This is a genomic window from Serratia sp. N21D137 (genome assembly GCF_047530005.1).
Lineage (GTDB): Bacteria > Pseudomonadota > Gammaproteobacteria > Enterobacterales > Enterobacteriaceae > Chania > Chania fonticola_B.
Window position 1 is genome coordinate 15,962 of record NZ_JBLJAJ010000030.1, and the last position, 12,168, is coordinate 28,129.

The window sequence follows — 12,168 nt, forward strand, 5'->3', positions numbered from 1 at the left end:
ACTTACCTCGTAGCCGCCGCCTGGAAGGCTTGTTCCAGATCGGCAATCAAATCTTCGCTGTCTTCAATCCCCACGGAAACACGCAGCAGGCTTTCGGAAATCCCCGCTGCGGCACGCGCTTCTGGCGCCATACCGGCGTGAGTCATGGTTGCCGCATGTGAGATCAGGCTTTCTACGCCACCCAGGGATTCCGCCAGCGTAAACAGCTCCAGAGCGGACAGGAAACGGCGCAGCAGCGCTTCATCCCCATCCAGTTCAAAGCTGAGCATGGCACCGAACCCACGTTGCTGACGGCACGCAATCTCATGGCCAGGGTTTTCTGGCAAGGAAGGATGATACAGCTTTTTGACCAAGGGTTGCTGCTGTAAATAGCCGACAATCGCCTCGGCATTATGTTGTGCAGCCTTGATACGCGGCGACAGGGTACGCATCCCCCGCAATAACAAATAGCTATCGAATGCCGCGCCGGTGACGCCGATATTGTTGGCCCACCAGGCCAGCTCGACCGCCAGATCTTTATCTTTAGCAATCACCGCGCCCGCAACCACGTCGGAGTGGCCGTTGAGGTATTTGGTACAAGAGTGGACGACCAGATCGGCACCCAGTTCGATCGGCTGTTGCAGCGCCGGGCTGAGGAAGGTGTTGTCTACCACGGTCAGCGCACCGGCTTCGTGGGCAGCTTTACAGATGGCCGCGATATCCACCACGCGTAATAGCGGGTTGCTTGGGCTTTCGATCAGCACCAACTTCGGTTTTTGCGCCAACGCATCGCGCAATGCGGCTTCATTTCCTTGATCGACAAACAGCACCCGATACGCCCCGCGTTTGCTCAGGCTATCGAACAGGCGGTAGCTGCCGCCGTAGCAATCATGAGGGGCCACCAGCAGATCGCCCGGTTTGAGAAATACCGTGGTCACCAGATGGATCGCCGACATCCCGCTCCCGGTCATCACCGCCCCCGCACCTCCTTCCAATTCTGCCAGCGCACGCTGCACGACATCACGCGTAGGGTTACCACGGCGTGAGTAATCATGAGCTCGGGGCTGGTTGAAATCGGTGAAGTTATAGGTGCTGGAAAGATGGATCGGCGGAACGACGCAGCCGTACTGTTCGTCATCATTCAGACCGCTACGTACGGCAATCGTGGCTGGTTTACGCGTCATAGGGTGGCTCGGCTCTCGGAAAGTGGGGGAATGAGGCTTAAAGATTAACCGCAGCGGATATAGACGTCAATACATCTGGACATCTAAACTTCTTTGCGTATAGATTGAGCAAAGGGACAATACCCGCTAAAATTATGGCGGTTTGTAATATTGATAAGATGTCAGCCCAACAATGCATAGGCATAGCCTATTAAATCATCAGATTCAGTGACCCTTATCGCGTAAAGAAGACATTTATTTAGTGAGCACAGTGAAGATCGGGCATAATTGGCCGGTTTTTAGAATTTTGTATTTTTCAGACAATTTTAAGGTGTCCCATGGCTGAGTGGAACGGCGAGTATGTCAGCCCTTACGCTGAACACGGTAAAAAGAGCGAGCAAGTCAAAAAAATCACGGTATCCATTCCGCTGAAGGTGCTGAAAATCCTGACGGATGAACGGACTCGTCGCCAGGTAAACAACCTGCGCCACGCCACCAACAGCGAACTGCTGTGTGAAGCATTCCTGCACGCCTTTACCGGCCAGCCGCTGCCGAACGATGAAGACCTGCGCAAAGAACGCAGCGATGAAATCCCGGAAGCCGCGAAAGTACTGATGCGAGAATTGGGTGTCGACCCTGATACCTGGGAATATTGATCCTGCCTGCACCGAAGGCAAAAACGAAAAAAGGCGCCCGAAGGCGCCTTTTTCATCTGACGATAAGAAAACTTATTTCTTAACGCCTGGCACGCTGAAACGCTTGTTGAAGCGGTCAACGCGGCCACCGGTAGCAACATCACGCTGCTTGCCAGTGTAGAACGGGTGGCATTCGCCACAAACGTCCAGGTTCAGATCGTGACCCACGGTAGAGCGGATTTTGATCACGTTACCGCAAGAGCAGTTTGCAGTAACTTCTTCGTATTTAGGGTGAATACCTTTTTTCATGGGAGAACCTCAGTTAAGGCCGTGTCGCTATCCAGCCCTGTTCCGCCAGACACCACACGTGGTTGATAATAGGTTTTGATATGGGATTATACCAAAGGCGGCAAATTATACAGAATAAAATGTAGCGCGCAATCGGATCCGTACATTTGCCAGCCTACCGTGTAAACTAGCCAACACTTTTTTCTACCTGGACAGCCACATGCCTGTTGTACACGTTGCTCTACCGGTTCCCCTTGCCCGCACCTTCGATTATCTGCTGCCCGCAGGCCTGCAGCCGGTCATCGGCGCGCGCGTCAGTGTGCCTTGGGGAAAGCAACGGGCGATAGGCATCATCACCGGCAGCAGCGAGAGCAGTGAACTGCCGCTGGAAAAGCTCAAGCCCATCGATGGCCTGCTGGATAACGACTCGCTGTTCACCACCAGCCTGTGGCGCATCCTGCTGTGGGCCAGCGAATACTACCATTACCCGATCGGTGAAGTGTTGTTCCATGCGCTGCCCATTCTGCTGCGTCAGGGTAAGCCCGCAGAAGCCGCCCCGCTGTGGCAATGGTTTGCTACCGAACAGGGGCGCGCAACCCCGCCGGAAAGCCTGAAGCGTGCGCCGAAGCAGCAACAGGCACTGGCGGCACTGCTGCAACGCCCGGTGTATCGCCATCAGGTCAGCGAATTGGAGCTGACGGAAAGCGCGCTCCAGGCGCTGCGGGCCAAAGGTTTGATCGACCTGCGTTCGCAAACTGTGGCAACGCAGGATTGGCGGCCAGGCTTTGCCGTGCTCGGCGAACGATTGCGGCTCAATACCGAGCAGGCCACCGCCGTGGGCGCTATCCGCAGTGAAGACGAGCAGTTTGCCGCCTGGCTGCTGGCCGGGGTCACCGGCTCCGGCAAAACAGAGGTTTACCTCAGCGTGCTGGAAAATATCCTGGCGAAAGGTAAGCAGGCGCTGGTGTTGGTGCCGGAGATCGGCCTCACCCCGCAGACCATCGCTCGCTTTCGTGAACGCTTCAACGCACCGGTAGAAGTCCTGCACTCCGGCCTGAACGACAGCGAACGGCTGGCCGTTTGGCTACGCGCGCGCAGCGGTGAAGCCGCCATTGTGATCGGCACCCGCTCGGCGTTGTTCACCCCCTTCTCACGCCTTGGGGTGATCATCATCGACGAAGAACACGACAGCTCCTATAAACAGCAGGAAGGCTGGCGCTATCACGCTCGCGATCTGGCGGTATTCCGCGCTCACGCCGAAAACATCCCGCTAGTGATGGGCTCTGCAACACCGGCGCTGGAAACGCTGCACAACGTGCAGTTAGGCAAATACCGCCAGCTCAAACTGACCCAGCGGGCGGGCAACGCCAAACCGGCCAATCAGCATCTGATCGATTTGAAAGGCCTGCCGCTGAAGGTCGGGCTCTCTCAGCCTCTGCTGAAAAGCATGCAGCACCACCTGAAGAACGGCAATCAGGTGATCCTGTTCCTTAACCGCCGTGGCTATGCCCCCGCGCTGCTGTGCCATGAGTGCGGTTGGATCGCCGAATGCCAGCGCTGCGACCATTACTACACGTTCCACCAGCATCAACGCCAGCTGCGCTGCCACCACTGCGACAGCCAGCGCCCGGTGCCACATCAGTGCCCGCAGTGCGGTACCACCAACCTGGTTTCCGTCGGCGTCGGTACTGAACAGTTGGAGAACGAACTGGCTCCCCTGTTCCCGGAAACCGCCATTACCCGTATCGATCGCGATACCACCAGCCGCAAGGGATCGCTGGAACAGCATCTGGCCGATATTCACCGTGGCGGCCCACGTATTCTGATCGGCACGCAAATGCTGGCCAAAGGCCACCACTTCCCGGATGTCACCCTGGTGGCGTTGCTCGACGTGGACGGCGCGCTATTCTCCGCCGATTTCCGTTCTGCCGAGCGGTTTGCCCAGCTTTATACTCAGGTTTCAGGCCGTGCCGGGCGGGCGGGCAAGCAGGGCGAGGTGCTGCTGCAAACCCATCACCCAGAGCACCCATTACTGCAAATCCTGTTGCAACAGGGTTACGACGCCTTTGCCAAGCAAACCCTGGTCGAGCGTAGCAGCGTCTTCCTGCCGCCCTACACCAGCCACATCATCGTGCGTTCGGAAGATCACGATAATCAGCAGGCACCGCTGTTCTTACAGCAGCTACGCAATCTGTTGGAAGCCAGCCCGCTGAAGGATGATTCGCTGTGGGTAATGGGCCCGGTTCCGGCACTGCAACCCAAACGCGGGGGTCGCTTCCGCTGGCAACTGTTGTTGCAGCACCCGTCCAGAAAACTGTTACAGCACCTGATAAAAAGCACGTTGCCATTGATTGGCACCCTGCCTCAGGCACGTAAAGTCAAATGGACGTTAGACGTTGATCCCATTGATAGTTGATTAAGAAAACTCTCAATTCCTTGGTTAAAAGCAAACGTTTACACCACAATTTGCGAGCGAACACGAAAAAACCTTCCTGCGTCACACTTTTCATGCAAATTAGGTAACAAAAGCGGCCCGTAATCTGTTTAGAATGTCGGTGAAGGCATTTTTTCAGCCAGGCAATGGAATGCTTGAATGTGGATGACGCTAAAAATAACACCACCACCACTGCATGCCAGACTTTTTGAGCAAACTGAAGTAACCGCGTTAGCCGGGTGCTGACGCAAGGAGAAAGGCGTTGGAACACAAGCAAGAATTACCCATGGCGACCATGAAAGACGTTGCCGAAATGGCCGGCGTTTCCACGGCAACCGTGTCGCGTGCGCTGATGAATCCGGAAAAGGTGTCAACGCCAACGCGCCAGAAAGTGGAACAGGCCGTGCTGGCCGTGGGTTACTCCCCTCATGCCCTGACACGCAATATCAAACGCAATGAATCCCGCACTATCCTGGTGATCGTCCCGGACATCTGCGATCCGTTTTTTGCCGACGTGATCCAGGGGATCGAGCAAACGGCAGCGCAGCAGGGTTACCTGGTGCTGATCGGCGACTGTGCGCAGCAGAACCAACAGGAACGCACCTTCGTTAACCTGATCATCACCAAACAAATCGATGGCATGCTGCTGCTCGGCTCCAACCTGCCTTTCGACGCCAGCAAGGAAGAGCAACGCAACCTGCCGCCAATGGTAATGGCCAACGAGTTTGCACCGGAGCTGGAACTGCCAACGGTGCATATCGACAACCTGACCGCCGCGTTTGAAGCCGTACATTATCTGCATCAGCTTGGCCATAAACAGATCGCCTGTATCGCCGGGCCAGAACAGATGCCGCTGAGCCATTATCGGTTGCAAGGCTACATTCAGGCGCTACGCCGTAATGGCATTACCGTCGAAAGCAGCTATATTACCCGGGGTGACTTCACCTACGAAGCCGGTGCGCAGGCGTTAGCCTCACTGATGGCGCTGCCGAAACCGCCAACGGCGGTCTTTTGTCACAGCGACGTCATGGCGATCGGCGTATTGTCCCAGGCGAAAAAGCTGGGCTTGCGTGTACCGCAGGATCTGTCGATTGTCGGCTTTGACGATATCAAGCTGGCGCAGTATTGCGATCCGCCACTGACCACCGTGGCACAGCCCCGCTTCCAGATTGGTCAGCAGGCGATGTTGCTGCTGCTGGAACAGTTGCATGGGCAAACCGTGAACAGCGGTTCCCGGTTACTGGACAGTGAATTGATCATCAGAGGCAGCACCGCGGCCCCTAAACGCTAGTCAAATATTTTTGGGTTAAGTAACATGGCTGACCCAGCGCCGGCCAAACCGGCGTAATGATCATTGTTGTGGTCATTTTGCCAGAACCGCTCCCCGGAGCCTGCCTACACCTACAGGGCAGTAAGCTTATGCAAAATGGCCGATAAAATAGCTAGAGGATAGGTTTTAACCTCATCACGACACAGCGGAATTATAGTGGCACAGAGAGACTATGTAGGCCGCGGGCGCTCAGGAGCAGCGCGGCGCAAGACCCCCAGCCGTAAAAAACGCAGTTCTCCAAAGGTATCCAAAACCGTGGTGGCGCTTGCCGTCGCCATTCTGGTTGTCTTTATCGGTGGTCTTTATTTCATTACCCACAACAAACCGGATGAAACGCCGATGTTGCCTACGCATGGCACACGCCCGGGCAACGGTCTGCCACCGAAGCCGGAAGAGCGTTGGCGTTACATCAAAGAGCTGGAGAACCGCCAGATCGGCGTCAAGACACCTACCGAGCCAACCGCCGGGGGAGAGGTCAACTCCAAAACGCAGTTGACCGACGAACAGCGCCAATTGCTGGAGCAGATGCAGGCCGATATGCAGCAGCGCCCAACGCAACTGTCTGAGGTGCCTTACAACGATCCTTCACAGCTGCGTAACGGTGGGCAACAGCCGGTACAGCAGCAGATAGCGCCACCGGTACAGCAACAGCAGACCACTCAGCCTCGCAACCCGTTCAACAACGGCGCAGCACCCGTGCAGCAGCAACCGGTACAGCAGCACCAACAGCAAGTGCAGCAGCCGAAGCCGCAGGTACAGCAACCAAAACCACAGGCCGTGACTCCGCAAGTGCAGACCCGTCAGCCAGAAGTGAAACAAGAAGTAAAAACGGAAGCGGCCAAGCCGGAAACCAAACCGGAGTCGAAGCAGAAGTGGATGGTGCAATGTGGTTCGTTCCGCGCAGCCGATCAGGCCGAGTCGGTACGGGCACAGCTGGCGTTTGAAGGGGTTGAAAGCCGGGTCACCGCAGGCGGTGGCTGGAATCGTGTGATGCTCGGCCCATACAGCAGCCGCGCCGCCGCAGACAAAACCCTGTCGCGCCTGAAAGGCATTGGCATGTCAAGTTGCATTCCCCTCTCCGTCGGGGGTTGAAAAGCGTCAATCTCCCCCCATCTATAGTCTCAATATGCCTCGTAGTCTCTGCCAACGCAGAGGCTGCGGGGACTTCTTTCCGTCCGCAACGAGGGTCTGCTCGTGACAACAATTGTAAGCGTACGCCGCAACGGCCAGGTAGTGATCGGTGGCGATGGCCAGGCCACACTGGGCAACACGGTAATGAAGGGCAACGTCAAAAAAGTCCGTCGCCTGTATAACGATAAAGTGATTGCCGGTTTCGCCGGGGGTACCGCTGATGCTTTCACCCTGTTCGAACTGTTCGAGCGTAAGCTGGAAATGCACCAGGGCCATCTGGTAAAAGCGGCCGTTGAGCTGGCAAAAGACTGGCGTACCGACCGCATGCTGCGCAAGCTGGAAGCCCTGCTGGCGGTAGCCGATGAGAATGCCTCGCTGATCATCACCGGTAACGGTGACGTGATCCAGCCTGAAAATGATTTGATTGCGATCGGTTCTGGTGGCCCTTATGCCCAGTCTGCCGCTCGTGCGCTGTTGGAAAATACCGAATTAAGCGCCCGCGAGATCGTGGATAAATCCCTCAACATCGCCGGTGACATCTGTATTTACACCAACCATTTCCACACCATTGAAGAATTGCCTTCCAAAGCGTAAGGATCGAATACCATGTCTGAAATGACCCCGCGCGAGATCGTCAGCGAACTGGACAGCTACATCATTGGCCAAAACAAAGCCAAACGTGCCGTCGCCATTGCCCTGCGCAACCGCTGGCGCCGGATGCAGCTCAACGAGATGCTGCGTCACGAAGTGACCCCAAAAAACATTCTGATGATCGGCCCAACTGGCGTCGGTAAAACCGAGATCGCCCGCCGTCTGGCTAAACTGGCCAACGCTCCCTTCATCAAGGTAGAAGCCACCAAGTTCACCGAAGTGGGCTATGTGGGTAAGGAAGTGGACTCTATCATCCGCGATCTGACCGATGCTGCCGTGAAAATGGTGCGTCTGCAATCGATCGAGAAAAACCGCACCCGTGCGGAAGAGATGGCAGAAGAACGCATTCTCGACGTGCTGATCCCGCCGGCCAAAAACAACTGGGGCCAGGCCGAAGAGCAGCAAGAACCCTCTGCCGCTCGCCAGGCATTCCGCAAGAAACTGCGTGAAGGTCAGTTGGACGATAAAGAAATCGAAATCGATCTGGCTGCAGCCCCGATGGGCGTGGAAATCATGGCTCCTCCGGGCATGGAAGAAATGACCAATCAACTGCAATCGATGTTCCAGAACCTCGGTGGGCAGAAGCAGAAACCGCGTAAAGTGAAGATCAAGGAAGCCTTCAAGCTGCTGATCGAAGAAGAAGCGGCCAAGCTGGTAAACCCGGAAGAGCTGAAAGAGCAGGCGGTGGAAGCCGTTGAGCAGCACGGTATCGTGTTTATCGATGAGATCGACAAAATCTGTAAGCGCAGTGGCCAGAGCTCCGGCCCAGACGTGTCCCGCGAGGGCGTCCAGCGCGACCTGCTACCGCTGGTGGAAGGCTGTACGGTATCGACCAAGCACGGCATGGTGAAAACCGATCACATTCTGTTTATCGCCTCCGGTGCATTCCAGACTGCCAGCCCTTCCGACCTGATCCCGGAACTGCAAGGCCGTCTGCCAATCCGCGTTGAGCTACAAGCGCTGACCACGGAAGATTTTGAACGTATCCTGACCGAGCCAAGCGCGTCGCTTACCGAGCAGTACAAAGCGTTGATGGCTACCGAAGGCGTCACCATCGATTTCACCGCTGACGGTATCCGCCGCATCGCTGAAGCCGCCTGGCAGGTTAACGAAAGCACCGAAAACATCGGCGCACGTCGTTTGCACACCGTGCTGGAGCGTCTGATGGAAGATATTTCGTACGATGCGAGTGAAATTGGCGGCCAATCCATTACAATTGACGCCGAATACGTGCGCAATCATCTGGATGAACTGGTAGCGGATGAAGATCTGAGTCGTTTTATCCTATAATCGCTCTATCACTGTCCTGTCAGTTATCTTTGTGGGAGGCATTGCCTCCCACATTTATTTTTAACGGACACCGTCTTTTGACTTACTGAAGCGAAATATGAGCTCATCAACCACCACCACCCCGGCCAGAGCCTGGCTGGAAAGTTTACGACCACGAACCCTGCCATTGGCCTTTGCCTCCATCGTTGTCGGTTCCGCGATCGCCGCCTGGCAGGGCAGCCTGAAGCCCGGCGTGGCGCTGTTGGCTCTGCTGACCGCAGGTCTGCTGCAGATCCTCTCCAACCTGGCCAACGATTACGGTGATGCGGTAAAAGGCAGCGATAAAGAAGACCGTATCGGTCCGTTGCGCGGCATGCAAAAGGGCATGATCACCCAAAGCCAGATGAAACGGGCCTTGATGCTGACGGTAGTGCTGATCGCCATTTCCGGTTGCTGGCTAATCGCCGTCGCCTGTGAAAAACCCAGCGATGTGGTGGGCTTCCTGGTGCTGGGCGGGCTAGCGATTGTCGCGGCCATTACCTACACCGTGGGCACCAAACCTTACGGTTATCTGGGACTGGGCGATATTTCGGTATTGGTATTTTTCGGCTGGCTCAGCGTGGCAGGCACTTACTATCTACAGACTCACACTTTCGATAGCGTCGTGATGTTGCCAGCCACCGCCTGTGGTCTGCTCGCAGCGGCGGTGTTGAACATCAATAATCTGCGCGATATCGAAAGTGACCGCGCTAACGGCAAAAATACCCTGGCCGTCCGCCTTGGCCCACAGAATGCGCGCTATTACCACGCAACGCTGCTGATTGCCGCCGTGGTCTGCTTTGCCTTGTTTACCCTGCTTAACCTGCACAGCCTATGGGGCTGGCTGTTTGTGCTGGCCATCCCGTTTCTGTATCGCCACGGAATGCGTGTCTTACGTGACCCTACGGCCGTCGGCATGCGTCCAATGCTGGAACATATGGTCAAGGCCGCGTTGCTCGCCAACGTGCTGTTTGCGATTGGCGTGGTGCTCAGTTAGTTGAGACATGCGTAGCAGAACGCATCCTGGCACTGATGATTTTGCCAACGGGGCGAATAAAGGGATATACTGGTTATTCCAGCGGCAAACAGACGTAAAATCCTATGAAATACGATACTTCCGAACTTTGCGATATCTATCAGGAAGAGGTCAACGTAGTTGAGCCTCTGTTCTCCAACTTTGGCGGGCGTACTTCATTTGGCGGGCAAATCACTACGGTGAAATGCTTCGAGGATAACGGCCTGCTGTTTGAACTGCTCGAAGAAAACGGCCGTGGCCGCGTGTTAGTGATCGACGGCGGCGGCTCGGTACGCCGAGCTCTGATCGACGCGGAGCTGGCCCGTCTGGCGACTCAGAACGAATGGGAAGGCATCGTGGTTTACGGTGCGGTGCGCCAGGTGGACGATCTGGAAGAACTGGACATCGGCATTCAGGCGATGGCAGCAATCCCGGTAGGAGCCACCAGCGAAGCGATAGGCGAAAGTGATATCCGCGTTAATTTTGGCGGTGTGACCTTCTTCTCTGGCGATCATCTGTATGCCGACAACACCGGCATCATCCTTTCTGAAGATCCGCTCGATATCGAGTAACCGCAGAAAATGACAAAGGGCGCCTGAGGCGCCCTTTTTCGTTGGAGCTAATGGATCAGACTTCTTCCATTTTACCCAGCAATGCGCGCAGGCGATCTTGCCACACGTGCTGCTCTTCTTTCAGCTGCTGGTTTTCACGCACCAGTGACTCGTGGTTACCCGCAGCACTCTGGACTTCCTGAGACAGGGAATTGTTTTTCTCTTTCAGCTCTTCAATTTCCATCTGCAACAGCGTGATGGTATCGATCGCCTGCTGAACTTTTGCTTCCAGTTTTTCAAATACTTCAAATGACATTCTTCAGTCCCCTCATGATAGCAAGGCGTACATCCATAAGTAGCGCCGCAACCTTAGCTGCAGCGACTGCGAATATGCTCGCGTAACCAACAGGCCCAACGCCTGTTTCGATAAAATCTTTCCCGCAATAAAAACGATTGTAAGTAGCCAGCCCCCCAGTGTCTAGCAACATACCGACCCAACGCGCACTCTGTTGCAATTTTCCTACCCTAGCTATCGGTCAAAGCTGAAAGTCACCGCTGCCAAACGGCAGGGTTGTTAACAAATAGAGACAAAATAACTGGTCAGATCACCGTTTTATGGCGCAGAAAGAACACCGAACAACGCGAATTCGCTCAATTTTATGACGAATTACACACATTTTGATTTCGCTATTTCTCGTTTATGCTCGTTAACGATAAATTTACATCACATCCTCAACCGATAAGAGGACGTGAAGAAAAACTCTGTAGCTCAAGGCCACAACGCCAACGCGCCAAGCCTAGATAACCTATAACCGTCGTCTGCAGGACAATAATATTATGAGCCAAACCATCAGTCCGACCTTAAAAGGCCAGTGCATCGCTGAATTCCTCGGCACCGGTCTGTTGATTTTCTTTGGCGTAGGCTGTGTGGCAGCGCTGAAACTGGCAGGTGCCAGCTTCGGCCAGTGGGAAATCAGCATCATTTGGGGCCTGGGGGTGGCGATGGCCATCTATCTGACCGCCGCCATTTCCGGTGCTCACCTGAACCCGGCCGTCACGCTCGCGCTGTGGCTGTTCGCCTGCTTTGATGGACGCAAAGTACTCCCTTACATCGTTGCGCAGATTGCGGGTGCCTTTTGCGCGGCAGCACTGGTCTACGGGCTGTATTACAGTCTGTTCTTCGATTTTGAAGCCGCCCACCAGATGGTGCGTGGCAGCAACGAAAGCCTCGAATTGGCCGGCATTTTCTCGACTTATCCCAACGCACATATCTCCGTCGGCCAGGCCTTCCTGGTAGAAACCGTGATCACCGCCATCCTGATGTGCCTGATCCTGGCACTGACAGACGACGGCAACGGTATTCCACGCGGCCCGCTGGCACCGCTGTTGATCGGTATTCTGATTGCCGTCATCGGTGCCTCTATGGGACCATTAACCGGCTTTGCACTGAACCCGGCGCGTGACTTTGGCCCGAAAGTGTTCGCCTATCTGGCAGGCTGGGGCAACGTGGCCTTCACCGGCGCTCGCGACATCCCTTACTTCCTGGTGCCTATCTTCGGCCCTATCGTCGGTGCAGGTTTGGGCGCCTTTGGTTATCGCGCGCTGATCGGTCGCCATCTGCCTTGTGACGTTTGCTTCGAGGAAGAGCAACCCGCCACTAAACCAGAACAACGTAAAGCGTGA

12 protein-coding genes are annotated in these 12,168 nt (G+C 55.5%); 9 read left to right on the forward strand and 3 right to left on the reverse strand.

Annotated features, from left to right (window positions below; all coding sequences use genetic code 11):
• Window positions 1-2: 2 nt before the first annotated feature.
• The gene (gene metB, locus ACMV5H_RS20160; protein ID WP_021181896.1) at window positions 3-1,163 is read right to left on the reverse strand and encodes a cystathionine gamma-synthase; all 1,161 of its coding nucleotides are present in this window, start codon (window positions 1,161-1,163) and stop codon (window positions 3-5) included.
• Window positions 1,164-1,480: 317 nt separating this feature from the next.
• Between metB and metJ the strand changes: the two genes are divergently transcribed.
• Window positions 1,481-1,798: a met regulon transcriptional regulator MetJ gene (gene metJ / locus ACMV5H_RS20165; protein ID WP_006317756.1), complete on the forward strand. Its 318-nt coding sequence runs from the start codon at window positions 1,481-1,483 to the stop codon at window positions 1,796-1,798.
• Between the two features lie 72 nt (window positions 1,799-1,870).
• Here metJ and rpmE read toward each other — a convergent pair whose 3' ends face one another.
• Window positions 1,871-2,086 (reverse strand): 50S ribosomal protein L31, encoded by a 216-nt coding sequence (rpmE, locus tag ACMV5H_RS20170; RefSeq protein WP_021181895.1) that lies wholly within the window; start codon window positions 2,084-2,086, stop codon window positions 1,871-1,873.
• Between the two features lie 199 nt (window positions 2,087-2,285).
• Between rpmE and priA the strand changes: the two genes are divergently transcribed.
• The 7 genes from priA (at window position 2,286) to rraA (ending at window position 10,506) form a co-directional block, all read left to right on the forward strand.
• Window positions 2,286-4,481 carry a primosomal protein N' gene (gene priA / locus ACMV5H_RS20175; protein ID WP_414822345.1) on the forward strand — a complete coding sequence of 732 codons (2,196 nt, stop codon included), beginning with the start codon at window positions 2,286-2,288 and terminating at the stop codon, window positions 4,479-4,481.
• Window positions 4,482-4,761: 280 nt separating this feature from the next.
• Window positions 4,762-5,790, forward strand: a complete 1,029-nt coding sequence (gene cytR, locus ACMV5H_RS20180; RefSeq protein ID WP_024482873.1) for a DNA-binding transcriptional regulator CytR — start codon at window positions 4,762-4,764, stop codon at window positions 5,788-5,790.
• Window positions 5,791-5,985: 195 nt separating this feature from the next.
• On the forward strand, window positions 5,986-6,921 hold the full coding sequence (gene ftsN, locus ACMV5H_RS20185) for a cell division protein FtsN (protein WP_115159611.1): 936 nt from the start codon (window positions 5,986-5,988) through the stop codon (window positions 6,919-6,921).
• A gap of 102 nt (window positions 6,922-7,023) precedes the next feature.
• On the forward strand, window positions 7,024-7,554 hold the full coding sequence (gene hslV, locus ACMV5H_RS20190; RefSeq protein WP_021807222.1) for an ATP-dependent protease subunit HslV: 531 nt from the start codon (window positions 7,024-7,026) through the stop codon (window positions 7,552-7,554).
• Between the two features lie 12 nt (window positions 7,555-7,566).
• A complete protein-coding gene (hslU, locus tag ACMV5H_RS20195; protein ID WP_021807223.1) occupies window positions 7,567-8,901 on the forward strand; it encodes an HslU--HslV peptidase ATPase subunit in 1,335 nt (444 codons plus the stop codon).
• Window positions 8,902-8,998: 97 nt separating this feature from the next.
• The gene (locus ACMV5H_RS20200; protein WP_021807224.1) at window positions 8,999-9,916 is read left to right on the forward strand and encodes a 1,4-dihydroxy-2-naphthoate polyprenyltransferase; all 918 of its coding nucleotides are present in this window, start codon (window positions 8,999-9,001) and stop codon (window positions 9,914-9,916) included.
• 104 nt (window positions 9,917-10,020) lie between these two features.
• Window positions 10,021-10,506 (forward strand): ribonuclease E activity regulator RraA, encoded by a 486-nt coding sequence (gene rraA / locus ACMV5H_RS20205; protein ID WP_021181888.1) that lies wholly within the window; start codon window positions 10,021-10,023, stop codon window positions 10,504-10,506.
• A 55-nt stretch (window positions 10,507-10,561) separates the two neighbouring features.
• Here rraA and zapB read toward each other — a convergent pair whose 3' ends face one another.
• The gene (gene zapB / locus ACMV5H_RS20210) at window positions 10,562-10,801 is read right to left on the reverse strand and encodes a septal ring assembly protein ZapB (protein WP_021181887.1); all 240 of its coding nucleotides are present in this window, start codon (window positions 10,799-10,801) and stop codon (window positions 10,562-10,564) included.
• 521 nt (window positions 10,802-11,322) lie between these two features.
• Between zapB and ACMV5H_RS20215 the strand changes: the two genes are divergently transcribed.
• On the forward strand, window positions 11,323-12,168 hold the full coding sequence (locus ACMV5H_RS20215) for an MIP/aquaporin family protein (protein ID WP_021807225.1): 846 nt from the start codon (window positions 11,323-11,325) through the stop codon (window positions 12,166-12,168).